We start from the raw sequence: 22,538 nt of genomic DNA, 5'->3' as shown, positions 1-22,538 counted from the left end.
GGGAGCCGGGCCGATGCCCCGCGGTGGCTTACCGTGTGAGGGGACCGTGCCGATCCAGATGCAGGTAGGTGAAGCCGGTGACGAGCAGGCACACGACGGTGGCGGTGATCAGCATTGCCCAGCCCGCGACCACCAGGCTCAGCAGTCCGCCGAGCAGTGCGCCGAGCGAAAAGCCGGCGTAGAGCAGGAAGTATCCGAGCCAGTCCGCGTAGTCGCCACCGCTGAGATGGCGTTCGACGCCCTGGCCCAGTTTGACCAGCGTCCCGGTGACGTAACTGAGCGGCACCGACACCTCACCGTTGCGTACGAACGACGTGTTGAGCGCGCCGACGCCGAAGGCGACGAACATGATCGGCAGCAGGCCGATCGGCCTGCTGGAGGTCTGGTATTCGAGAATGTCGATGACCGACGCCAGCGCCAGGCAGACCGTGGTCAGCAGGGTGGGTCCGTGCGGATGCCCCGACCAGTAGCGTCTGCGGCACCATGAGGCCACCACCACGCCGGACAGGAACGACAGCAGCAATCCGGCGGCCGCCAACGCCATATCCGTTTCGTCGTGGAAATATCCGAGCACGGCCCGTTCGGTGTTGCCCGTCATGAAGGTGACGAAATAGCCAGCCGTATGCATGAAGGCCGCCGCACCGATAAGCCCGGCGAGCGCCGCCAGTACCCATGACAGTCTGGCTTCGGAGTCGAATAGTGCCCTTTTGCGACTTTCTTCCAGTTCCGGCACAGGTCCAACTCCTTCCGGTACGGGCGACAGTTCAGTCAAGCAGGCCCGGGTACGGAATTCGACCATGCAGCGCCGACCGTTGCCCACCGATCGCTGGTGCTTCGAGACGAATCTGGCGGCGTATGGTTGGACGCGGCGCCCGAGTACGCCGTCATATCCTGGCCGGCGGGATGATGCCGATTCGGCCTCCGCGGTGTGCGGAGCGAGCGCACTCCCGAGCGAGTCGGTGCTCGGTTACCGTGCAGAGGTGGATACTCTGCTCGACTTCCTGCTGACCGAGCCGGTGGCAGCCGCGCCGCTCGACGATGTCACCGCGGCGTGGACGCGGCATCGAGTGGCTGCGAAACGATTCGAGCAGCCGGTAGAGGTGGCCGTCGCGGGCGGTTTCGGAGCCGACCGGCTCGGATTCGCCTTTCTGTCCGGCTATCAGGAGGCGCTGCGGACGCTTGTTCCCGACCTGCCGGAGGACGAGCTGGTCGCGATGTGCGCGACCGAGGAAGGCGGCGGTCACCCAGCCGCGATTCGCACCACGCTCACCGAGCGGGACGGCGCCTGGCTGCTCGACGGCACGAAGTCGTTCGCGACCATGGGCTCCTACGCACGGCGGTTGGTGGTGATCGCCAGTGTCGGCGCGGCGCCGGACGGGCGGAATCGGTTGCGCGCCTGCACCGTCGAGACGAGCGAAGCAGGAGTGCGCCTGACCGATCATCCCGCGCTGTCGTTCGCGCCCGAGGTGCCGCACGCCTCGGTAACCCTGACCGGCGCGCCGGCGGTGCCGCTTCCCGGTGACGGCTATCTCGACTATCTCAAGCCGTTCCGGACGATCGAGGACATCCACGTGCTGGCCGCCGCGCTCGGCTGGCTGGTGCGGGTGGCCCGGCTGTCGGAATGGCCGCGCGCGAGCAGGCAACGGCTGTTGACGCTGGTTGCCGCCGTACGGGGCCTCGACATCGATGCGCCGAGTGCGGCCGGGGTGCACATCGCCCTCGGCGGCGTCTTCGATGCGTTCGGTGACCTGCTGGCCGAGATCGAGCCCCTGTGGCAGTCCGCCGACCCCGTGACCCGGCAGCGGTGGGAGCGGGACCGGCCACTGCTGGCCACCGCTGGGCGCGTGCGCGCGCAGCGGCTCACCGCCGCGTGGCGGATGGTGGAACCGGGTGGCGACAAAGCGGGAACAGGCGCCTGAGCTGCGCCGAAAATGGGGAGCGGGCCTCGGCGAAGGGGGGGAGTTAGCCGAGGCCCGCGTAGGGTCGGCCCGGGGGGGAGGGGCCGACGTGAACGATGCTACTCGATGATGTGCGTTTGTGTGCGCGTGGGGACGGCGGGGTTTCCAAGTTTTTTCGGGTCGGCTCACTTCCGGACGCCGCATCGCGGTTGTCACCGGCCCGTTGGTGGTCCAGGCGGCTCGTGGCGGTTGGCTTGTTGTTTGCCAAAAGTCTTGTGAATAAAGCGTTTACACGTACCCGGCACGGTATGACCTGCTAAGGCGCCGCATCGCGCGCAACATGCCGACCGGTCGCCGCACGGAAGAAATCTGCGACAACGTCCGGGCGTGTCGGTACTTCTGGCGCGGCGGCACCCGCACGCGGCGGCCGAACATGTCGTACCCCGATGCGAACATGTGTTCGTGGTCACCGACTGGACTGTTCGCGCGGCGCGCCCCCGCTCGTCGCGCCGGCGCGCGTGCGCGATCCCGCCGACCGAGTACGGGTCGCAGGCGATTCGGGTAGCCCGTTACGCGCGCTGCGATACTCGTGCGCGGGGGATCATCGAACCGGTCGCATTCCGATCCGGTACCCCCGAGCACCGACTGGATCGGAATGCGGCCTTCTCGCGTCGCACGAGTCTTCCGCTGGCGGCCGGCAGATATCCGGAAAGAAATCGGATGAAATCGTCGGCGGCCGGGACAATACTGTCTCGGGTATCGGCCGGTCGTCCGTTCCAGCGAATTGATCGGCGCCCGGACATCATGGCGTCGCACCGATGCGCATCGAACTCGTCAACCTCAGGAGAATCATGCCCGACGCAATAGTCGCCGAGGGTCTGGTCAAGCGCTACGGCCAGCTCGTGGCCCTCGACGGACTCGATCTGCGGGTCGAGGAAGGGACCGTCACCGCACTGCTCGGACCCAACGGCGCGGGCAAGACCACCACCGTCCGAGTGCTCACCACCCTGCTGGTGCCGGATGCCGGGCACGCGACGGTGGCGGGAATCGACGTGCTGCGCGATCCGCAGACGTTGCGTTCCCGTATCGGGGCATCGGGGCAGTATGCCGCGGTCGACGAATACCTCACCGGTTTCGAGAATCTGGAAATGGTGGGCCGTCTGTATCACATGGGGGTGCAGCGAAGTAAGGAACGCGCGCGCGAATTGCTCGAACGCTTTCGGCTCACCGACGCCGCCGACCGGCCGGTCAAGGGTTATTCCGGCGGTATGCGCCGTCGTCTCGACCTGGCGGGCGCGTTGGTCGCGAATCCACCCGTGCTGTTCCTCGACGAGCCCACCACCGGACTGGACCCGCGTGCGCGCCTCGATCTCTGGGACGTCATCGAAGAACTGGTCGCAGGCGGGACCACGTTGCTGCTCACCACGCAGTACATGGACGAAGCCGATCGGCTCGCCGATTCGATCGCGGTGATCGACCACGGCAAGGTGATCGCCGAGGGCACCGCCGACGAACTCAAGACCATGGTCGGCGGCGACCGCATCGAGCTGACCGTCGATCGCGCGGACAATCTGGCGACGGCCGAGGCCGCGCTGAAGAGTCTCGCCGACGGGGAGATCCATCTGGAACCGGCGTTGCGCCGGATCATCGTCCCGGTCTCCGACGGATCGCAGGCGCTGGTGGAGGCGGTCGGGCGGCTGGCGGAGCACAGCGTGCGGATCCACGATGTCGGTCTGCGCCGACCGTCGCTGGACGACGTCTTTCTCACCCTCACCGGTCACGAAGCGGAGACGATCGCGGACGGTGACGCGGCGAACGACAAGCTGGAAGCTACGGAAGGAACGATCCGATGACCGCGACGGCACCGGCCCGGCCCGCGCTGGGCGCCCGACTGTCCATAGTGGTCAGCGATAGTGTGACCATCGCGAAACGCAACGTCATCAAGATCAAGCGAGTGCCCGACGTGCTGATCTTCTCGACGCTCTCGCCGATCATGTTCGTGCTGCTGTTCGCCTATGTCTTCGGCGCGGCCATCGACGTGCCCGGCCTCTCCGGCGGTTACCGCGAGTTCCTCATCGCGGGCATTTTCGCGCAGACCGTGGTGTTCGGCGCGACCTTCACCGGTGCCGGGCTTGCCGAGGACATGCAGAAGGGCATCATCGACCGATTCCGCTCGCTGCCGATGGCCTCGTCGGCGGTGCTGGTCGGCCGGACGATCAGCGATGTGGTGATCAACGTGGTCAGCCTGACGGTCATGTCGCTGACCGGACTGATCGTCGGCTGGCGCATTCGCGGGTCGTTCCTGGACGCGGTGCTGGCTTACATCCTGCTGCTGCTGTTCGCCTACGCGGTGTCCTGGATCATGGCCGTGGTGGGGCTGTTGGTGCGAGCGCCGGAGGTGTTCAACAACGCCAGCTTCATGGTGATCTTCCCGCTCACGTTCATCGCCAACACATTCGTGCCCAGCGAGAAGCTGCCCACGGTGCTGCGCGTGATCGCGGAATGGAATCCGGTGTCGGCGCTGACCCAGGCGACGCGTGACCTGTTCGGCAACACCAGCCCGATCGCGCCGACGGGTGACGCCTGGTCGTTGCAGCACCCGGTGATCACCTCGCTGGCCTGGGTGGTGGTGATCATGGTGGTGTTCGTGCCGCTGGCGTTGCGTCAGTACAAGAAGACGGTCAGTCGCTGATCCGCCGAGCCCGAGTCAGCGATCGGTCTCCGCGCCGGCTTCCGCCAGCGGGGTCGGCGCGGAGCCGTTGCGCGAGTATCCGATGCGTGGCGGCGCGGGCGCGGGTTCGGGCGGCTGCGGCCGTCGGGTGCGGACCAGATACGCCACACCGCCCGCGAGCGCGACGGCGGCGGCGAGCAGAAGCCGATTACGTGAACGCGAAGAGACATGCAGGCGCCCAGAGGTCATGGGACCACTCTATGCACAGCCCGGCGATTCGCGCAGGAGCCCCAGCTCACACTGCCGTCCGGCCCAGTTCCGCGGTCGCGTCGCCGACCGTGGCACGATGGGCGGCGTGACCTCACCGAATCAGACATCCGTGGCAACGCTGCACACGAATCACGGCGATATCAAGCTCGCGCTTTTCGGTAACCACGCGCCAAAGACGGTCCGCAACTTCCTTGGCCTCGCCGACGGTTCGGCGCCGTACACCACCGCGAACGCCAGCGGAGGCAACAGCGGCCCGTTCTACGACGGCGCTCTCTTCCATCGCGTGATGGCGGGTTTCATGATTCAGGGTGGCGATCCCACCGGCACCGGCCGCGGCGGCCCCGGCTACGAATTCGGCGACGAATTCCACCCCGAGCTGCGGTTCGACCGGGGCTACCTGTTGGCTATGGCCAACGCGGGGCCGGGCACCAACGGCTCGCAATTCTTCATCACCGTCCGTCCGCAGCCGCACCTGAACCGCAAGCACACGATCTTCGGTGAAGTGGTGGACCCGGATTCCAGGAAGGTCGTCGACTCGATCGCCACCACCAGGACCGATCGCAACGACCGGCCGCTCGAGCCCGTCGTCATCACCAAGATCACGATCGAATGAGACTATGAACCCCCAGCCGCCCGCACCCACGTGCGTCCGCCATCCGAATCGCCCGACCGGCCTGGCCTGCACGCGGTGCGGGCGGCCGTCCTGTGCGGAGTGCCTGCGCCCCGCGGCCGTCGGACAGCACTGCGTCGACTGTCTGCGCGCGGAGCAGCGCAACGTCGCGCCGGTGCGGACGGTCTCGGGCGCGGCGGCTCCCCGGACGTCAGCGCCTTATGTCACCTATGCGCTGATCGCGATCAACGTGGTGATCTATGCGATCACCGCCGCCCAGGCCAAGAGCTTGATGGACAACCAGCTCGGCTCCGCGCTGTTCTTCGACTGGGTGCTGTACGCACCGGCGGTCGCGGACGGCGAATGGTGGCGGGTGATCGGCTCCGGGTTCCTGCACTACGGTCCGATCCACCTGCTGCTGAACATGTTCGCGCTGTACGTGGTGGGCCGGGATGCCGAGCTGGTGCTCGGCCGGTTGCGCTATCCGGCGGTGTATCTGGTCTCGCTGCTCGGCGGGTCCGCCGGGGTCATGCTGTTGGCGCAGAACAGCCTGACGGCGGGTGCGTCCGGCGCGGTGTACGGGCTGTTCGGTGCGATCACGATCATTCTGCTCCGGTTGCGGCAGAACCCGAATCAGATGCTCATCATCATCGGCATCAACGTGTTCATCAGTCTGTCGCTGCCCGGTATCTCGCTCTGGGGTCATCTCGGCGGCCTGGCCGCGGGCACTCTCGCGACCCTCGGCATCCTGTTCCTGCCGGCCTGGCTGCGCGTGCGCACTCCGCAAGCCGCTCGGACGGTTGGCTGGATCGCGGTGGCGCTGGTCGCGATCGCCGCGCTGGGGCTGGTGGTCGTTGGCGCGATCACTTCCACTGCCTGACAGCGAGATTCGCTTCACGTGAAACATTCGCGGCCGGGTGCCGAATTTCCCGGCCGCGGCGTGTTCAGCGGGTTTTGTCCTGAGTGAGCCGCATGGCCGCGACCACGTCTCGATAGACGAGTTCGGGATTGGCGCCCAGGTCCCAGCGGCCGAAGATCAACAGCCGGTCCGCGCCGTCGCGCTGGACGTCGAGTTCCAGCATCGGCATTTTGCGCCCCAGGCGTCGATAGCTCACGACGCGGGCGCGGATGATCTGCTCCGGGGTGTATTCGTCCGGTCCCGTCAGCGTGCGGACGACCATGCGTGGCCGCGCACCGGGCGCCACGGACAGTCGCGGGCGTTGCCGGAATCCGAGCGCGGCGAGGGCGAGCAGTCCGGCGGCCGCCAACCCGACGAGCAGGCGGCTCGCCGCCTCGGTGCTGACCACCGCCGCGACCGCCAGCGCGACGCCGCCCACAGCGACGGCGACCAGCGCGGGGGTGGGCGTGGTCCAGGCCAGGCTCGGTTCGTCGCGGTCCGGCCGGCCGGGCACCGCGGACTCCGAACTCACCGCACTCCCCAATCGCTCCTCGAGTTGTCCACAGGCTCATCCACAGGTGTGCATGAATGACACGTCTGTAATCCGGTCGCTGTCGTCGCTCAGCGCCAGCGCATCGTCATGATCAGGCCGACCACCATCAGGCCGAAGCCGATCAGGAAGTTCCAGGCGTTGAGGTCGTTCATCCAGCTGATCTGCTCGGCCGCCAAGTAGTAGACCAGCAGCCAGGCCAGCCCGGCGAGCATGAACCCGAGCATGATGGCGACATACCAGACCGGCGACGGCCCGGCCTTCACCTTCACCGGGGTCCGGCTGGCGGGGTTGATCGTGTAGTCGGTCTTCTTACGGACCTTCGACTTGGGCATGACGTCCTCGTATTCGGCGTGCAGGTCGTGGTCTCTAGGCTATCCCAACAGGTAATGGATGCGACGCGGTGCCGGGCGGGCACGTAATCTCGATGCCATGCGTGTTCTGGTCGTCGACAATTACGACAGCTTCGTCTTCAACCTGGTGCAGTACCTCGGGCAGCTGGGTGTCGAAGCGGTCGTCTGGCGTAACGACGATCCGAATCTGACCGACGTCGGCGCGGTGGTCGGAGACTTCGACGGCATCCTGATCAGTCCAGGCCCCGGCACTCCCGACCGCGCGGGCGCGAGTATCCCGTTGGTGCGCGCGTGCGCGGAGGAAAGTGTCCCGCTGCTCGGTGTGTGCCTCGGCCACCAGGCGATCGGCGAGGCGTTCGGCGCCACCGTCACCAGGGCTCCCGAATTGCTGCACGGGAAGACCAGCGACGTCTTCCACATCGGCGCCGGCGTGCTGGCCGGTCTGCCCGATCCGTTCACCGCCACGCGGTACCACTCCCTCACCGTGCTCGAGGAGACCCTGCCGGAGGAGATCGAGGTGCTCGGACGCACCGAGAGCGGGATCGTGATGGCCATGCGGCATCGCACCTTGCCCATCCACGGGGTGCAGTTCCATCCGGAATCGGTGCTCACCCAGGGCGGGCACCGGATGCTGGCGAACTGGCTCGGCGTGTGCGGCGAGCGTCCGGCCGAGGGCTTGGTGCGGACGCTGGAGGCGGAGGTCGCCGCGCTGGTGCTGCAGTGACCCGTCCGCATGTGCTGCTGTCGGTCGCGATGAGCATCGACGGGTACATCGACGACGCGAGTCCCGAGCGGCTGCATTTGTCCGACGCGGCGGACTTCGACCGGGTCGACCAGGTGCGCGCGGACTCCGACGCCATCCTGGTCGGGGCGCAGACCCTGCGCAGCGACAATCCGCGACTGCTCGTGGGCAGCGCAGAGCGCAGGGCGGCCCGGCTCGCCGCGGGCAAGCCGGAATATCCGTTGAAGGTGACGGTCTCTGCGAGCGGCGAGCTGGATCCCGAGCTGCGGTTCTGGCACCACGGCGGCGGCAAGCTCGTCTACACCACGGCGGCGGGCGCGGCGAAACTCACCGCCCGGCTGGCCGGACTCGCCGAGGTGGTCGATCTCGGCGCCGAACTGGACTTCGCCGCGCTGTTGGACGATCTCGGCCGCCGCGGTATCGACCGTCTCATGGTGGAGGGCGGCACTCGCATCCATACCGCGTTCCTCGCCGCCGATCTGGCCGACGAACTGCACCTCGCGGTGGCCCCGATCCTGGTGGGTGACGTAGCGGCCCCGCGCTTCCTCGATCCGGCCGATTTTCCGGGCGCGCCGCACCGCAGGATGCGACTGACCGGCGTGACGCAAGTCGGCGATGTCGCCGTGCTGCGGTATCTGCCGAAGGCCGACCGGACCTGACGCGGGAGTCGTCCCTCGGTAGCGGAGCGACCCACCGCGGACGGCGGGTTCACCGCCCGCGGCCGGTCGGCTCACATGGCACCTCGAGCGGGCTGTGGGTAACCACGGTGGGCCTTGCCGAAGTGCGTAGAAGTAGCCGGGAGGGCGGCGGGCGCCGCTCTCCGCGCGGTGGGAAAGCTACGGACGCCCGTAGACGGCGGTCACGAACTCGCCGAGCTGGTTGTCGTCCAGATGCCTGGCCAAGTCCGCTTCGCTGATCATGCCGACGAGCCGCTTGTCCTCGATCACCGGCATGCGCTTGACCCGGTTGCTCTCCATTTCATCGAGGACTTCCTCGATGTCGGCGTTGGCATCGACCCACCGCGGCGTCGCTTCGCACAGTTCTTCGACCCGGCAGTCCGCGGGGGTCTTGCCCTGGGCGATGCACTTCACCACGATGTCGCGGTCGGTGACGATGCCGCACATGCGCTCGTTGTCGTCCGAGACGATCAGCGACCCGACGTTGAGCTCGGCCATGGTGCGTGCGGCTTGCTCGATGGTCGTGTCCTTGCCGATCCACTGAACGCCCGGTTTCATGATGTCCCTGGCAGTGGTCATGAGCTACCTCCTCGTGCTCAGCTGCGCTGATTGGGATGGAGCAGCATCATTCTCCCGCAATTCACACCGGATGGTCTCGTTTTCTGGATACCGCCGATCACGGCGGGCCGAGCACTCCCACCCCGACCAGGATGGCGCTGTTCTTCTGGATCGAACTGCCCGCGGACGGTTGCTGACTGAGGATGCGTCCGACGCTGCCCGCGTCGAAGGTTCCCTGCGGCGACTGGCTGATCTGACTGGTGCTACCGGTCCAGCCCTCCGCCCGCAGCTTCTCCACCGCCTGCGAGACGGTCAGGCCGACCAGCGACGGCATCTTCAGGTCGCCCGCCGATACCTGCACGGTGACCGTCGAGCCCTTCTCCGCGTTGCTGCCACCGGCCGGGCTCGAGGCGACCACCTCGCCCTTCGGCTTGGAGGACTGCACCTCCTGCACGACGACCTTGAAGCCGTTGCCCTCGATGTTCGGCTGCGCCACGTCGATCGTCTGGCCGACGACGTAGGGAACGCGAACCGCTTCCGGGCCGGTGCCGATCGTGACGACGACCTCCCAGTCGACGTCGACCTTCGAACCCGGCGACGGATTCTGCTCGATCACCTGATCCTTCTCGGCGATGCTCGACGGTTTGCGCTCGATGTTCGGGTTGATCCGCAGGCCTTTGGAATTCAGCACCTGCTCGGCCTGCTCCTGGGTCAACCCGGTGAGCTTCGGCACCTGCACCTGGGCGGGCCCGGAGGACACCTGCACCGTGACGGTGCTTCCCTCGTCGATCCGCGAGCCGCCCAACGGCTGCGTCGCGATCACGTTGCCCGTGGCGACCTTGCTGTCGGGCTTCTGCTGGATCGCCACGGTGAAGCCGAGCTTCTGCAACGCGTCCTGCGCCTGCTGGGAGGACTTGTTGGACAGATCGGGAACCGCTACCTGGTCCGGTCGGCTGCCCGGCCCGAGCAGCACCCAGAACAGGGCGAAAGCCACGGCGACCGCCGCGACCGCGCCGAGTGCGATGTAGGCGGTCCGGCGCCGGCCGTTCGGCTCGGCCGGGTCCTGCTCGGCGGTGTCGTCGTTGCGCTCGACGGTGCGGTAGCTGCGCGGCGGCGGCTCGTCCGCGCCCATCATGGTGGTGCGGTCCTCGTCGGTCATCACCATGGGAGCGCTCGGCTTCTGGCCGCCGAGCACCCGGATCAAGTCGGCGCGCATCTCGGCGGCGGTCTGGTACCGGTTGGCCGGGTTCTTGCTCATCGCCTTGAGCACGACCGAGTCCAGCTCGCGCGGCACCCCCGAGTACACGTGCGACGGCAGTCGCGGGTCTTCCCGGACGTGCTGGTAGGCGACGGCGACCGGCGAGTCACCCGTGAAAGGCGGCTCGCCGGTGAGGATCTCGAACAGCACACAGCCGACCGAGTAGACATCCGAGCGGGCGTCCACCGTCTCGCCGCGCGCCTGTTCCGGCGAGAGGTACTGCGCGGTGCCGATCACCGCCGCGGTCTGCGTCATCGGGTTGGAGCTGTCGGCGATCGCGCGCGCGATGCCGAAGTCCATCACCTTCACCGCGCCGGCACGGTTGATCATGATGTTGGCCGGCTTCATGTCGCGGTGCACGATCCCGGCCTTGTGGCTGAAATCCAATGCGGCGCAGACGTCCGCGATGATCTCCATCGCGCGCCGCGGCGGCAGCGGCCCCTTGCCGCGCACGATGTCGCGCAGCGTGTCGCCGTCGACGTACTCCATCACGATGTACGGCAGCGGGCCGCCGTCCACCTCCGCCTCACCGGTGTCGTACACCGCGACGATGGCCGGATGATTGAGCGCGGCCGCGTTCTGCGCTTCCCGCTTGAACCGCAGGTAGAACGTGGGATCGCGGGCCAGGTCCGCCCGCAGCACCTTGATCGCCACGTCCCGGCTCAGCCGGACGTCGCGGGCCTTGTGCACCTCGGACATGCCGCCGAACCCGATGATCTCGCCCAGCTCGTAGCGAGACGAGAGGTTCTTCGGGGTCGTCATGGCAGTCCTTGCGAAGAAGTGGCGGATCCGCTGCGAGTGGCCGAAGGCCCCCGGGCACCGGGAATCTCCGGGAATGGTATGTCGAGGGTCGGGATGCGTGGGCGGGTCGCGGTGGCCGTGGGCGCGGTGGTCGTCGGCTTCGTCGTGCTCGGTGCCGTGGTGGTCGGCGGCGCGGTGGTCGTCGTTGGCTCCGGTGTCGTGGTCTTCGGCTCGGTGGTGGTCGGTTCGTAGGTTTCGGTTTCCACCGGCGCGGGCGCTGGCTTGGGGGAGGTCGTGGTGGCCACCGGCGGGGCAGGCTTCGGATTCGGTGCGAACGTCGTGGTCGGCGATGGGGTGGAATCGGGGTTGGTGTCGCCGCCGAAGAGCAGGTAAGCCGTGAGCGCGGCGAGCAGTACGGCGCCGACGCCGAGTCCGGTGAGCCATTTCTGAGTGGTGCTGAAACCCTTGCCGCCACCGGGCGGTTGATCGGCCGCGCCGCGGCTGAGCACGGTGGCCGGAGCCGCGACCGTGCCGGCGCGATTCGCCGCTCCTACCGCTCCTGCCGCGGGCGTGGAGTAGCGCACCGTCGCCCCGTCGAAGTCGGACGGCGTCGAGGGGATCACGGCGGTCGGGCCGGGCGGGAGCACGCGCGTCGCACCGGTCAAGGGGGCGGCGGGGTGCATGCCACTCGGCGGCGGCGGACGGCGGCCCGCCCGCACCGCGGCGACCGCGTCGGCGAACTCGCCACCGCTTGCGTAGCGGCGCGCCGGGTCCTTCTCCATCGTGATCTCGATGAGTTCGCGCACGTTGCCGGGCAGGTCGGCGGGCATCGGCGGCGGCGTCTCGCGCACGTGCTTCATCGCGACGGTGAGCGCGCCGTCGCCGGTGAACGGCCGCTGTCCGGCCAGCGCTTCGTAACCGACCACGGCGAGCGAATAGACGTCGCTGGCCGCGGTGGCGTCCTCGCCGACCGCCTGTTCCGGCGCGATGTACTGCGCGGTGCCCATCACCATGCCGGTCTTGGTCACCGGGGAGGCGTCCACCGCCTTGGCGATACCGAAATCGGTGATCTTCGCCTGCCCGGTCGGGGTCACCAGGATGTTGCCCGGCTTCACGTCGCGGTGCACCACGCCCGCGCGGTGCGCCACCTCGAGCGCGCGCCCGGTCTGCTCGAGCAGGTCGAGCCCCTGGGGGACCGACAGCCTGCCCAAACGGTTGAGCACCGTGTTCAGCGGCTCGCCCTGGACGAATTCCATGACCAGGTACGCGATCTCGCTGCCCTGCGGGTCGATGGTCTCGCCGTAGTCGTAGATGCCCGCGATACCGGGGTGATTCAGCTGGGCGGTGGTCTTCGCCTCGGTGCGGAATCGATGCCGGAACGTCGGGTCGGCCGAGAACTCCGATTTCAGCACCTTGACCGCGACCCTGCGGTCCAACCTGGTGTCCAGCGCTTCCCAGACCTGGCCCATGCCGCCGGTCGCGATCAGTCGCTGCAGCCGATACCGGTCGGCGATCATCGCACCGTTGTTCAGCATCGAGGTCCCCGTACCTTCACTCGCACATCCATATCGTTCAGCCCCCTCGAAGACCGGCGTCGAGAACCGCGCGAGCCACCGGCGCGGCGACCGAACCACCGGTCGCGGCAAGCGCCCGGTCCCCACCGTTCTCCACGATCACCGCGATGGCGATCTTCGGGTTCTGCGCGGGGGCGAACGCGATGTACCAAGCATGCGGCGGTGTGTTGCGCGGGTTGCTCCCGTGCTCCGCGGTGCCGGTCTTGGACGCGATCTGATAAGGGGTCCGGTTACCTCCAGCGGTGTTGCCCTCGGACGCGATCATCATGTTCGTCACGGTCGACGCTACATCGGCGCTGACGGCTTGGCCGACCGAGACCGGCTTGGTCTTCGACAGCTCGCTCAGGTCCGGGCCCTGCAACTGATCGACCAGGTACGGCTCCATCCGGACGCCGCCGTTGGCGATGGTCGCCGCGACGACCGCGTTCTGCAGCGGAGTCAGCGCCACGTCGCGCTGCCCGATGCTGCTCTGGGCCAAAGCGGCGTCGTCGGAGATGGTGCCGACGGTGCTCTCCGCCACCGGCATCGGGATCCCGCGGTGCGGGCCGATGCCGAACGCGGCCGCCTCGTCCTTGAGGGTCGCGGCGCCCACCTTGACGCCGAGTTCGGCGAAGGCGGTGTTGCACGAGCGCCGGAACGCCTCGAGCAGCGAAGCGGTGGGGTTGGGACCGCACGTGGAGCCGTTGTAGTTCTCCAGCGTGGTGCTGGTGCCCGGCAGCGTGATGTTCGGCGCGGCGGTGAACTGGTCGTCGGGCGTCGCGACGCCGTTGGCCAGCGCGGCGGCGGTGACCACGACCTTGAACGTGGAGCCGGGCGGATAGGTCTGCGAGATGGCGCGATTCAGCATGGGATGGTTCGGATCCGCGCTCAGGGTTTCCCACGCCTGGGTGCCGCGCGCGCCGTCGTGCCCGGACAGCAGGTTCGGGTCGTAACTCGGCGTGGAGACCATGGTGAGGATCTTGCCGGTGCTCGGCTCGATCGCCACCACCGAACCGGTGTAGCCCTTGCTGGTCATCTGGTCGTAGGCCACCTGCTGCATCACCGGATTGAGCGTGGTGAGCACGTTGCCGCCGCGCGGATCCCGGCCGGAGATCAGGTCGACGAGACGGCTGCCGAACAGCTGGCTGTCGGAGCCGTTGAGCACCGAGTCCTCGGCGCGTTCCAGTCCGGTGCTGCCGTACTGCATCGAGTAGAAGCCGGTGGCCGGCGCGTACGCCGCGGGCTCGCTCGGGTACGTGCGCAGGTACTTGTAGCGGTCATCGGTCGCGACCGAGCTGGCCAGCACGGTGCCGCCGGCCGAGATCTGCCCGCGCTGACGGGCGTACTCGTCCAGCAGCACCCGGGAGTTGCGTGGATCGGAGCGCAGATCGTCGGCCTTGATCACCTGGACGTAGGTGGCGTTCGCCAGCAGCGCGACGACCATCACCATCACCGCGATCGCGACTCGGCGTAGTGGAGTGTTCATGTCAGCGGCCCCGCCTCCGGTCGCCCGCCGTCGCGCCGCAGCAGTTCGGTCTGCGCGTCGGCGATCGGCGCCGGTTCCTTCTTGCGCACCGGGGCGGGTGCGCGGGCGGCGTCGGAGATCTTGATCAGCAACGCCAGCAATGCGTAGTTGGCCAGCAGCGAAGATCCGCCGTAGGACATGAACGGGGTGGTGAGACCGGTCAGCGGAATCAGCTTGGTCACACCCCCGACCACGACGAACAGCTGGATCGCGATGGTGAACGACAGGCCGGCCGCGAGCAGCTTGCCGAAGCTGTCGCGCACCGCGAGCGCGGTGCGCAGTCCGCGCACCACGAACACCAGGAACAGCGCCAGCACCGCGGCCAGCCCGATCAAGCCGAGTTCCTCGCCGATCGTGGTGACGATGAAGTCGGTCTTGGCGAACGGCACCTGGTTCGGCCTGCCGCTGCCGAGGCCTGTGCCGGCCAGACCGCCGGTGGCCAGGCCGAACAGCGATTGCGAGATCTGGTAGCCGGTGTTGTTGTAGTCGTCGAACGGGTGCAGCCAGGTCTCCACCCTGACCCGCACGTGGCCGAACAACTGGTAGGCGAAGACGAAGCCGAGCGCGAGCAGTCCGCCGCCGATGACCAGCCAGCCGACCCGTTCGGTCGCGATGTAGAGCATCACCAGCACCGTGCTGAAGATCAGCAGCGAGGTGCCGAGATCCTTCTCGAACACCAGCACGCCGATGCAGACGACCCAGACGGCGAGAATCGGGCCGAGGTCGCGGCCGCGCGGGAACTCCATGCCGAGCACGTGGCGCCCGGCGGCGGTGAAGATCTCGCGCTTGGCCACCAGCACCGAGGCGAAGAAGATGATCAGCAGGATCTTCGCGAACTCACCCGGCTGGACGCTGAACCCGGGCAGCCTGATCCAGATCTTCGCGCCGTTGGTCTCGGAGAACGCGCTGGGCAGCAGCGCCGGGATAGCCAGCGCGACAAGGCCGATGAGGCCGAGGGTGTAGCTGTAGCGGGCCAGGGTGCGGTAGTCGCGCAGTGCGATCAGCAGTGCGATGAACACGATCGTGCCCAGCGCGGTCCACAGGATCTGCTGATTGGCGTCGGGCGACGGACTCGCCCACGAGTTGTAGGCGGCGGTCTGCTGGTCGGCCAGGTCGAGGCGGTGGATCAGCACGAGGCCGAGTCCGTTGAGCAGCGCCACGATCGGCAACAGCAGCGGGTCGGCGAACGGCGCGAACCGCCGCACGGCCAGGTGCGCCACACCGAACAACGCCAGGTAGGCCAAGCCGTATTTGGCGATGTCCAAGGTGATCGACTGTTCCTGACTGGCCTCGACCAGGAACAGGGACACGGTGGTGATCACCGCCGCCGCCCCGAGCAGCAACAGTTCGACGTTGCGCCTGGTGCTCGGCGGTGGCGCGGGAGCGAAGCCGCCAGGGGGACTGGGAAAAGCCCCAGCCGACGGCGGTGCCGGCGCGGACATCAGTCCGTCACCCGGCAGTTCTCCCCCGCGGTCTGGGGGGCGGGCGATGTGCTGGTCGGCGCGGCGGGAGTCGACGTCGTCGGCGTCTTGATCTCGGTGCCCCTGGCGTCGCCCTGCTCGGGCGCGGGGGCGGGCGCGGGCGCGCCGGTGGCCGGAGCGGGCGGAGCGCCGTTGGGCGCGGGCGCCGCGGTCTCGGCCGGCGACGGAACGACTCCCGGCTGCGGCGCTGATTCCTTGACCGCGCACGGCGGCAGCAGTTCGCGCTGGGCGAGGTAGGTCATCGAGTCCCTGGCCTTGTCCAGCGATCCGGGCGGCAAGCCCTTGTCCACCTGGTCGCGGCCGGTCTGCTTGAGATCGGTGACCTTCAGCGGCTTGCACGCCGACGGCACGTTCTCGCCGGGCTCGGTCAGGGTGAGTTCACCGTTGCGGGTCACGCATCCGACCAGGTTCACGTCGTGGATCGAGTAGCCGAGGATCGAGCCGGGCAATCCGCGCAGGATCACCACCGAACCGTCGTCTGCCCCGACGTAGTAGTTGCTGCGGATCATCTTGTAGCCGACCACGAGACCGACGCAGACCGCGACGACGAGCGCCAGCGCGAGCACGATCCAGCGCAGCCGGTGCGACTTCTTCGCGGGCGGCTCGGGCGCGGCGGCGGCCCGGCGCGGCGCGGCGCGCGGCGGGCGCAGCGCCGAGGCCCGGCCCGCGGCGGTGTTCGGCGGCGGTGTGTCCTCGTCGACGCCGGACGCGGCGCCCGCGACGATCGGGTGGCTCTGGCCGTAGTCCAAGTCGATGACGTCGGCGACGACGACGGTCACGTTGTCCGGGCCGCCGCTGCGCAACGCCAGCTCGATGAGCCGGTCGGCGCACTCGTCGGTGCTGCCCTCGCGCATGGTGTTCGCGATCGTCTCGTCGCTGACCACGTCCGACAGACCGTCGGAGCACAGCAGGTAGCGGTCACCCGCGCGGGCTTCGCGCATGATCAGCGTCGGCTCGATCTCGTTGCCGGTGAGCGCGCGCATGATCAGCGAACGCTGCGGGTGCGTGTGCGCCTGCTCCGGTGTGATCCTGCCCTCGTCGACCAGCGACTGGACGAACGTGTCGTCCCGGGTGATCTGGGTGAGCTCGCCGCCGCGCAACAGGTAGGCGCGCGAGTCACCGATGTGCACCAGGCCGAGTTTCTTGCCTGCGAACAGGATCGCGGTGAGCGTGGTGCCCATGCCGTCGAGCTCGGGCTCCTCCTCGACCTGATCGGCGATGGCCGCGTTGCCTTCTCGGGTGGCCGCGTCGAGCTTGCCGAGCAGATCGTCGCCGGGTTCGTCGTCGTCGAGATGGGCGAGCGCGGCGATCATCAACTGGGACGCGACTTCTCCCGCGGCATGGCCGCCCATGCCGTCGGCGAGTGCGAGCAGCCGGGCGCCCGCGTACACGGAGTCTTCGTTGTTGCCTCGGACGAGACCGCGGTCGCTGCGCGCTGCGTAGCGGAGAACAAGTGTCACGATCGCAGCTCGATCACTGTCTTGCCGACACGGACGGGCGTGCCGAGTGGAACACGGACGGCGGTGGTGACTTTCGCGCGATCGAGATACGTGCCGTTCGTCGAGCCGAGGTCCTCGACGTACCAGTCGTCACCACGCGGAGACAGTCGCGCATGCCTGGTCGAGGCGTAATCATCGGTGAGTACCAGCGTGGAATCGTCCGCACGCCCGATCAGCACCGGTTGGGTGCCGAGCGAGATGCGGGTGCCGGCGAGTGAACCCTGAGTCACCACAAGAAATTTGGCGCCCTTCTGGCCCCGGCTGAAGGAAGGCAGCACCGCGGAACCGCGTGCGGCCCTGGGCTGAATCCGAATGCCGGATGCCGCGTAGATGTCGCTGCGCAAGGTGCGCAGCACAGCCCACACGAACAACCACAACAGCAGAAGGAACCCCGCACGGGTCAGTTGCAGGATCAGTCCCTGCACGGCGCTCCACCTCCTGTTCGACCGTGTACGTCGGTGCCGTAGGTGCGGTTCGACCACCCCCACCAGCCTGCTGGTCTTGCCGGCCCCGGTGTCGGCGCCGCGCGTGTGTTGGCAGCATCATAGGGCCGTCGGTCGACTTCGATCACGATACGACCGACGAATCCCTCGAGAGCCATGTCGTGACCTGCACCGCGAGCTTACGGGATCAGACGATGCGGATCAGGATCTCGGAGTGCCCGGCACGGATGACGTCGCCGTCGGCGAGCTGCCAATCCTGCACGGGGGAGCCGTTCACCAGGGTGCCGTTGGTGGATCCGAGATCGGACAACATCGCGGTCTGCCCGTCCCAGCGCACCTCGATGTGCCTGCGCGAGACGCCCGTGTCGGGCAGGCGGAAGTGCGCGTCCTGGCCGCGGCCGATGATGTTGCTGCCTTCCCGCAGCTGGTAAGTGCGGCCGCTGCCGTCGTCCAGCTGAAGTGTCGCGGAGTAGCCCGAACCGGCCTGCGGCGCGGCGCCGTAGCCTTGTCCGCCCGCGTAGCCCTGCGGCGCGCCGTACCCGGGTTGCTGGGAGTATGCCTGACCGTAGCCGCCCTGGTCGTCCTGGCTGTAGCCGCTCTGGTCGGCGTAGTTCGGGTCGCCGTAGCTGGGATCGGTGTACCCCGACTGACCGTAGCCGGGCTGACCGTAGCCTGGCTGGCCATAACCCGGCTCGGCGTAACCCTGCTGGCCGTACCCGGGGTCGCTGTAGCCTTGCTGGCCGTAAGCCGGGTCGGCGTAGCCCTGCTGTCCGTAGCCGGACTCGCCGTAGCCTTGCTGGCCGTAGCCACGCTCCCCGTAGCCGCTCTGCTGGCCGTAGCCGGACTCGCCGTAACCGCCTTGCTGGCCGTAGCCGGACTCGCCGTAACCGCCCTGCTGGCCGTAGCCCTGGCCGCCCTGGGGGTAGTCGTAGCCGTTCTGGTAGTCGCCGTAACCCTGCTGCGCGTCCGGAGCCTGGTAATCCGCCCCGTACGCGCCGCCGCGGCCGTAGTCGTCGCGGTACGCGCCGTTCTGCGGGCCGCCGCGTCCGGCAGGCGGTGGTGCGTACCCGCGGTTGCGTGGATCGGACTCCGCGGGCTCACGGCTCGGGTCGTAGCCTGAGTTCTGCGTCATGGGGCCAGCTCCTGGTTGCGGGTGTGCAGGTCGTTGTGGCGGTGATTCGGGGCCGCGAGCCGCGCTGGCTCTGTGTCCGACGTCGGGATCGACGCGGCCACTCGCCCTGAACTGTCCGGTGTGCAGCGTAGGTGATGCCTCGAACGCCACGTGTACTTCGCCGTAGGTCTGCCAGCCTTGCTCGCGGATGTAGTCCTGTAGATGTTTGGCGAACGCGCGGGTGGTGAGGTCGTGGTCGGCATCCAGCTGCTGGTGATCGGAGGTGTTGATCGTGATCACATAGCTGTTGGGTGCCAGCAGATGCCCGCCGCCCAGGTCCTGGACATGATCGGCGGCCTCGCGTTGCAGCGCCGCCTCCACCTCCTGGGGCACGACACTGCCGCCGAAGACTCTGGCGAACACGTCACCGACGGCGCCTTGCAGGCGACGCTCGAATCGCGAAACGATGCCCATCTCGGCCTCCCTTCGGTGCGCGTCTCTTCCTGATTCGTAACAACGACACGCGTGTATGGCGTGTCGTTGATCGACCACGTTCATTGCATGATATCCACGATCGTCCACACCTGTAACTCTTGGCGACGGCCCTGGGTTCCCGGACCCGTTCAGCCCCCCGGTCAGGCCTCTGAAATGGCGATTTCGTATCCGGCGCGCGGCCGTGATACTGTCTCCCAGTCGCTCGGGCGAGTGGCGGAATGGCAGACGCGCTGGCTTCAGGTGCCAGTGTCCTTCGGGACGTGGGGGTTCAAGTCCCCCTTCGCCCACAGACGAGAAACCGCGCATCAGGTGCTGATGCGCGGTTTTTCTTTTGCCCACGCAGGGGTGTGACCGACGTCGCCGCGCCGCCGGTCAGCGCCTTCCCACCGCGGGTGGCAGTCCGTCAGGCCACCGGCCCGTGACGGTCGAGGAAGCGTTGTTCGAACGCGGCGATGAATCGCCGCTGGTCGACCGACGACGACGAGTGCGCGAACTCGCCGTCGTCGGCGAGGTAGAAGATCGCTCGGGGAGGCTGCGCGTTCTCCCGCGCCGGCACGTGCACCTTCCAGCCGAAGCGGAAGCGGTCGGCGGTCAGTTCCGACAGGGGGTAGCCGGTGGTGTCCAGCTGCCGTCCGGTGATGTAGTCCCGCACCCGGCTGATCGCCTGTTCGGCGGGCATCGGCTCGGGCAGCGTCGACCGCAGCCCGGCCACCGAGAACTGGTAGAGCGCGCCGTCGATGTCGTAACGGTCGTCGTCGCCGAAGACGGCGACCAGCTCCGCCCGCGTCACCCTGCCCGCCTCGGCGGCGGACAGCAGCGCGTCGACCGCGTCGGTGTCCGTGTTCTCCGCGCATAGCCCAGCCACGATCTTGATCGTCGTGTCTCGCGTCCATATGCCCGGCACCGCGGGCGCGCACTCCCGTGCGGACGGTGACTGTCCGCGGTACCAGCGCCCCGCTTCCCACCAGTAGCAGAACGACAGCAGGCCGGAAGCCGCCCGCGGATTCAAAACGGGGTCGGCGACCCAGTCCGGCGCGCCGCCGTACAACTCCGGCATCGGCGCGCCCGCGTTGTACACCGCGTCCAGGGTCGGCGCGTTCCAAACTCCGCCGGAGAGCACGGCTCGTCCGGCGGGGAGCGCGTGCAAGGTCGACCCACCGCGCGCGGTGCCTTCGAAGACACCGACCCAGGGCAACATCCGCGGACCCCACTCCGACTTCGCCGCAACGAAGGCCGCGGCGATGGTCGTCCAACGGGCCCACATCTGCGGGAACGGAGGGAACTCGTTCTCCGCGAGTACGGCCCACACTCCTTCGGCCCGGTCGGCACGGGCTCGGGCTGCGGCCTGCTGTGGGGTGCGCCGCTGCCGGTCACCGTGGCCGATATAGGCGGCCAGCCACACCGGTACTTTCCGGCGGGGATACGCCTCGAGGTCGGCGCGGTATGCCTCCGGGACGAACAGTTGGCCGTCGGGGAAAGGTTCGTCGCCGTAGTCGTAGGTGACCTCGACCTCGCCCGAACTCGTCATCGCCATCACCAGCCGCCACCACGGTTCCGCACCGGAGCCGGCCGCGAGCGCGCGGTGCTCCCGCACGAGGGCGAGCACCGGCTCCGGCGGGTCCACCGGCATCACTTGCTCCCCGACCGTGTAGACCAGCTGGGCGACCTCGCTCACCACCGTGACCGCGAACACCGCGTCCACCCGCTGCCACCCGGTCGGCGCGTGCGCCGCCAGCGCGCGAGCCAGCGGGTGCTCGGCGGTCAGCCCACCGGGTTCGTCTGCCACGTCGTCCTCCATGTCGATATCGAGCCACTGATCTCGCCGCACCGAGCGGCGTTCCTCCGCGGTGGCAACGCGAACGTCGAAGATAGCTTGCTTTCAGGGTCGCCAGGAGCGAAGAATTTCGAGCTCGGCGCGCGGGGGCAGTAGATCGGAGTGCCCGGACAGCTGGCGCATCTGGATCACTGCCTCACTGAATTCGGTCTCGATGAATTCGATCAGTTGCGGGGTGAGTCGGCCCGCAGCGGCCAGCGGCGCCAGTTTGACGGTGTCGTTCATGACCCGCTTGAACTTCTCGACGCGGGCGAATCCGACCATGTCGGGACCGCCGAGTTCGTAGGGCACCTCGATCTCCGGGACGAGATGGCCCAACCTGGCCCAGTCGTAGGCGCTCGGACCGGTGACGACGAGTTCCCAGTCGATCAGCGTTATGTGGAGATCGTCGCTGATGAGGAAGTTCCCCCCGTTCGGGTCGCCGTGCAAGATGTGGTGGCGGGAGTCCCGCATCGATCGAGCCTCATCTCTCAGCGGCTCGAAGGGATTTCCCCGCAGCAGGCCGAACTCGTCGAAGAGGCGCCCGAAGCGGGCGTAGTGCGGTCGATAGAAATTGTCGGTGTACCAATCGATATGGTTCAGGTACCACCCGGCGGTGTCGCCCGTCGCCACGCCTGGCGGTGTCAGTCGAGCCAGCAGCGGATGGTTCTCCGGCATCGCGCGCAGCTGCTCGTGGATGTTCGCGAAGGTGCGCAGTATCAGAGCCTGATGTGACCGGATCGTTCGCCGGTCGGCTCGCCGGAACGTCTCGGCGAGATTGTGTCCCCGGGCGAGCCTTTCGATGAGAATCGGCGCCGATTCGTCGACGACGCGCCCGTCCGGCATGCGGCCGTCGAGGACTTTCAGCAGTTGCGGTGCGTTCCGAACGTATTGCGAGATGACAGGCAGGGTTCTGTGCTCGGGTCCGAAACGTGGATCGTAGCTGCCGGTATCCGGTTGGCCGATGCGCAGGACCAGGCCGAGGTCTTCGAGGACGACCGTCGTGTTGTACGTTCCCGACAGCGCATCGCGCAGCACGGGTTGTGCAGCTCGGTACACCGTCAGGCCCTCGTCGTGAGTCATGGTCCATCCGAGGCTGCCCCCGACGGGCCGGTATTCGTGCGCGGGAAGCAGCTGAGACAGATCGCGCACGCTGGTGGGGGTCTCCATCAGCGGAGCGGCTGATCGGCCGGAGGCGTCGGGTGCGGATTCGATATCGGCGCCGTGCCCGACCGTGATCAGCCCTATGGTCTTCGGATCGTCGTTCTGGTCGCGGTGGGGGTTGAGCGTGTACACATTTTCGGTGCCGATCCTGAGCTGACTGGCGGTGGGAAGCCGGTCGCCGGCCGAGCCGGGAACCAGAACGATCTGGTCCACGGCTCGGCTCAGCAG

At 68.0% G+C, this 22,538-nt stretch carries 21 protein-coding genes and 1 tRNA gene; 8 read left to right on the top strand and 14 right to left on the bottom strand.

What is annotated here, in order from left to right:
- Nucleotides 1-28: 28 nt before the first annotated feature.
- Nucleotides 29-733 carry a DUF1275 family protein gene (locus ACH49X_RS09240; RefSeq protein WP_323124348.1) on the bottom strand — a complete coding sequence of 235 codons (705 nt, stop codon included), beginning with the start codon at nucleotides 731-733 and terminating at the stop codon, nucleotides 29-31.
- Between the two features lie 247 nt (nucleotides 734-980).
- Here ACH49X_RS09240 and ACH49X_RS09235 point away from each other — a divergent pair, with 247 nt between their 5' ends.
- From ACH49X_RS09235 to ACH49X_RS09225, 3 genes are all read left to right on the top strand, one after another.
- Nucleotides 981-1,919, top strand: coding sequence for an acyl-CoA dehydrogenase family protein (locus ACH49X_RS09235; protein ID WP_357207576.1), 939 nt, complete (start codon nucleotides 981-983; stop codon nucleotides 1,917-1,919).
- A gap of 830 nt (nucleotides 1,920-2,749) precedes the next feature.
- A complete protein-coding gene (locus ACH49X_RS09230; protein WP_357207579.1) occupies nucleotides 2,750-3,751 on the top strand; it encodes an ATP-binding cassette domain-containing protein in 1,002 nt (333 codons plus the stop codon).
- The gene (locus ACH49X_RS09225) at nucleotides 3,748-4,590 is read left to right on the top strand and encodes an ABC transporter permease (RefSeq protein ID WP_195079591.1); all 843 of its coding nucleotides are present in this window, start codon (nucleotides 3,748-3,750) and stop codon (nucleotides 4,588-4,590) included. The genes ACH49X_RS09230 and ACH49X_RS09225 overlap by 4 nt, the downstream gene beginning before the upstream one ends.
- 15 nt (nucleotides 4,591-4,605) lie before the next feature.
- On the opposite strand, the gene ACH49X_RS09220 is transcribed toward ACH49X_RS09225, so the two are convergent.
- Nucleotides 4,606-4,818 carry a hypothetical protein gene (locus tag ACH49X_RS09220; protein ID WP_195079592.1) on the bottom strand — a complete coding sequence of 71 codons (213 nt, stop codon included), beginning with the start codon at nucleotides 4,816-4,818 and terminating at the stop codon, nucleotides 4,606-4,608.
- Between the two features lie 106 nt (nucleotides 4,819-4,924).
- On the opposite strand from ACH49X_RS09220, the gene ACH49X_RS09215 reads away from it, so the two are divergent.
- Nucleotides 4,925-5,452: a peptidylprolyl isomerase gene (locus tag ACH49X_RS09215; RefSeq protein WP_067810293.1), complete on the top strand. Its 528-nt coding sequence runs from the start codon at nucleotides 4,925-4,927 to the stop codon at nucleotides 5,450-5,452.
- Nucleotides 5,453-5,456: 4 nt separating this feature from the next.
- A complete protein-coding gene (locus ACH49X_RS09210; protein WP_357207582.1) occupies nucleotides 5,457-6,329 on the top strand; it encodes a rhomboid family intramembrane serine protease in 873 nt (290 codons plus the stop codon).
- Between the two features lie 64 nt (nucleotides 6,330-6,393).
- Here ACH49X_RS09210 and ACH49X_RS09205 read toward each other — a convergent pair whose 3' ends face one another.
- Together ACH49X_RS09205 and crgA are read right to left on the bottom strand one after the other, a co-directional pair.
- Nucleotides 6,394-6,879 (bottom strand): PH domain-containing protein, encoded by a 486-nt coding sequence (locus ACH49X_RS09205; RefSeq protein WP_323124349.1) that lies wholly within the window; start codon nucleotides 6,877-6,879, stop codon nucleotides 6,394-6,396.
- Nucleotides 6,880-6,968: 89 nt separating this feature from the next.
- Nucleotides 6,969-7,232, bottom strand: a complete 264-nt coding sequence (gene crgA / locus ACH49X_RS09200) for a cell division protein CrgA (RefSeq protein WP_039803465.1) — start codon at nucleotides 7,230-7,232, stop codon at nucleotides 6,969-6,971.
- Between the two features lie 97 nt (nucleotides 7,233-7,329).
- Between crgA and ACH49X_RS09195 the strand changes: the two genes are divergently transcribed.
- Both ACH49X_RS09195 and ACH49X_RS09190 read left to right on the top strand, forming a co-directional pair.
- Nucleotides 7,330-7,974: an aminodeoxychorismate/anthranilate synthase component II gene (locus ACH49X_RS09195; RefSeq protein WP_357207585.1), complete on the top strand. Its 645-nt coding sequence runs from the start codon at nucleotides 7,330-7,332 to the stop codon at nucleotides 7,972-7,974.
- Nucleotides 7,971-8,651 carry a dihydrofolate reductase family protein gene (locus tag ACH49X_RS09190; RefSeq protein WP_357106906.1) on the top strand — a complete coding sequence of 227 codons (681 nt, stop codon included), beginning with the start codon at nucleotides 7,971-7,973 and terminating at the stop codon, nucleotides 8,649-8,651. The genes ACH49X_RS09195 and ACH49X_RS09190 overlap by 4 nt, the downstream gene beginning before the upstream one ends.
- A gap of 177 nt (nucleotides 8,652-8,828) precedes the next feature.
- Here ACH49X_RS09190 and ACH49X_RS09185 read toward each other — a convergent pair whose 3' ends face one another.
- From ACH49X_RS09185 to ACH49X_RS09150, 8 genes are all read right to left on the bottom strand, one after another.
- Nucleotides 8,829-9,248 (bottom strand): CBS domain-containing protein, encoded by a 420-nt coding sequence (locus ACH49X_RS09185; protein WP_195079596.1) that lies wholly within the window; start codon nucleotides 9,246-9,248, stop codon nucleotides 8,829-8,831.
- 97 nt (nucleotides 9,249-9,345) lie between these two features.
- The gene (gene pknB, locus ACH49X_RS09180) at nucleotides 9,346-11,247 is read right to left on the bottom strand and encodes a Stk1 family PASTA domain-containing Ser/Thr kinase (RefSeq protein ID WP_357207588.1); all 1,902 of its coding nucleotides are present in this window, start codon (nucleotides 11,245-11,247) and stop codon (nucleotides 9,346-9,348) included.
- Nucleotides 11,244-12,761: a protein kinase gene (locus ACH49X_RS09175; protein ID WP_357207591.1), complete on the bottom strand. Its 1,518-nt coding sequence runs from the start codon at nucleotides 12,759-12,761 to the stop codon at nucleotides 11,244-11,246. The genes pknB and ACH49X_RS09175 overlap by 4 nt, the downstream gene beginning before the upstream one ends.
- A 37-nt stretch (nucleotides 12,762-12,798) precedes the next feature.
- Nucleotides 12,799-14,265, bottom strand: a complete 1,467-nt coding sequence (locus ACH49X_RS09170; protein WP_195079599.1) for a penicillin-binding protein 2 — start codon at nucleotides 14,263-14,265, stop codon at nucleotides 12,799-12,801.
- A complete protein-coding gene (locus ACH49X_RS09165) occupies nucleotides 14,262-15,746 on the bottom strand; it encodes an FtsW/RodA/SpoVE family cell cycle protein (RefSeq protein WP_195079600.1) in 1,485 nt (494 codons plus the stop codon). Before ACH49X_RS09165 ends, ACH49X_RS09170 begins: the two co-directional genes overlap by 4 nt.
- Nucleotides 15,746-17,245, bottom strand: coding sequence for a PP2C family serine/threonine-protein phosphatase (locus ACH49X_RS09160; RefSeq protein WP_195079601.1), 1,500 nt, complete (start codon nucleotides 17,243-17,245; stop codon nucleotides 15,746-15,748). Before ACH49X_RS09160 ends, ACH49X_RS09165 begins: the two co-directional genes overlap by 1 nt.
- Entirely contained in the window at nucleotides 17,242-17,709 is a 468-nt protein-coding gene (locus ACH49X_RS09155) for an FHA domain-containing protein (RefSeq protein WP_014980860.1), read from the bottom strand. Before ACH49X_RS09155 ends, ACH49X_RS09160 begins: the two co-directional genes overlap by 4 nt.
- 205 nt (nucleotides 17,710-17,914) lie before the next feature.
- Complete coding sequence (locus tag ACH49X_RS09150) at nucleotides 17,915-19,312, bottom strand: FhaA domain-containing protein (RefSeq protein WP_357207594.1); 1,398 nt, start codon at nucleotides 19,310-19,312, stop codon at nucleotides 17,915-17,917.
- A 225-nt stretch (nucleotides 19,313-19,537) separates the two neighbouring features.
- Between ACH49X_RS09150 and ACH49X_RS09145 the strand changes: the two genes are divergently transcribed.
- Nucleotides 19,538-19,620 (top strand) — tRNA-Leu (locus tag ACH49X_RS09145).
- Nucleotides 19,621-19,736: 116 nt separating this feature from the next.
- Here ACH49X_RS09145 and ACH49X_RS09140 read toward each other — a convergent pair.
- Together ACH49X_RS09140 and ACH49X_RS09135 are read right to left on the bottom strand one after the other, a co-directional pair.
- A complete protein-coding gene (locus ACH49X_RS09140; RefSeq protein WP_323124350.1) occupies nucleotides 19,737-21,119 on the bottom strand; it encodes a hypothetical protein in 1,383 nt (460 codons plus the stop codon).
- A gap of 93 nt (nucleotides 21,120-21,212) precedes the next feature.
- Nucleotides 21,213-22,229 carry a phosphotransferase family protein gene (locus tag ACH49X_RS09135; protein ID WP_397069726.1) on the bottom strand — a complete coding sequence of 339 codons (1,017 nt, stop codon included), beginning with the start codon at nucleotides 22,227-22,229 and terminating at the stop codon, nucleotides 21,213-21,215.
- Nucleotides 22,230-22,538: the final 309 nt, after the last annotated feature.

It is taken from the genome of Nocardia sp. NPDC019323 (genome assembly GCF_044389845.1).
Taxonomy (GTDB): Bacteria; Actinomycetota; Actinomycetes; order Mycobacteriales; family Mycobacteriaceae; genus Nocardia; species Nocardia implantans.
Note: the sequence above shows the minus strand (reverse complement) of the source record. Positions and strands in the feature narration are given on the sequence as shown.

Excerpts from the sequence above, each read along its gene's own strand:
- ACH49X_RS09150 (WP_357207594.1), bottom strand. The coding sequence starts at position 19,312 with ATGGGCATCGTTTCGCGATTCGAGCGTCGCCTGCAAGGCGCCGTCGGT.
- ACH49X_RS09175 (WP_357207591.1), bottom strand. The coding sequence starts at position 12,761 with ATGCTGAACAACGGTGCGATGATCGCCGACCGGTATCGGCTGCAGCGA.
- ACH49X_RS09220 (WP_195079592.1), bottom strand. The coding sequence starts at position 4,818 with ATGACCTCTGGGCGCCTGCATGTCTCTTCGCGTTCACGTAATCGGCTT.
- ACH49X_RS09230 (WP_357207579.1), top strand. The coding sequence starts at position 2,750 with ATGCCCGACGCAATAGTCGCCGAGGGTCTGGTCAAGCGCTACGGCCAG.
- ACH49X_RS09185 (WP_195079596.1), bottom strand. The coding sequence starts at position 9,248 with ATGACCACTGCCAGGGACATCATGAAACCGGGCGTTCAGTGGATCGGC.
- crgA (WP_039803465.1), bottom strand. The coding sequence starts at position 7,232 with ATGCCCAAGTCGAAGGTCCGTAAGAAGACCGACTACACGATCAACCCC.
- ACH49X_RS09225 (WP_195079591.1), top strand. The coding sequence starts at position 3,748 with ATGACCGCGACGGCACCGGCCCGGCCCGCGCTGGGCGCCCGACTGTCC.
- pknB (WP_357207588.1), bottom strand. The coding sequence starts at position 11,247 with ATGACGACCCCGAAGAACCTCTCGTCTCGCTACGAGCTGGGCGAGATC.
- ACH49X_RS09170 (WP_195079599.1), bottom strand. The coding sequence starts at position 14,265 with ATGAACACTCCACTACGCCGAGTCGCGATCGCGGTGATGGTGATGGTC.
- ACH49X_RS09135 (WP_397069726.1), bottom strand. The coding sequence starts at position 22,229 with ATGACTCACGACGAGGGCCTGACGGTGTACCGAGCTGCACAACCCGTG.
- ACH49X_RS09165 (WP_195079600.1), bottom strand. The coding sequence starts at position 15,746 with ATGTCCGCGCCGGCACCGCCGTCGGCTGGGGCTTTTCCCAGTCCCCCT.
- ACH49X_RS09195 (WP_357207585.1), top strand. The coding sequence starts at position 7,330 with ATGCGTGTTCTGGTCGTCGACAATTACGACAGCTTCGTCTTCAACCTG.
- ACH49X_RS09210 (WP_357207582.1), top strand. The coding sequence starts at position 5,457 with ATGAACCCCCAGCCGCCCGCACCCACGTGCGTCCGCCATCCGAATCGC.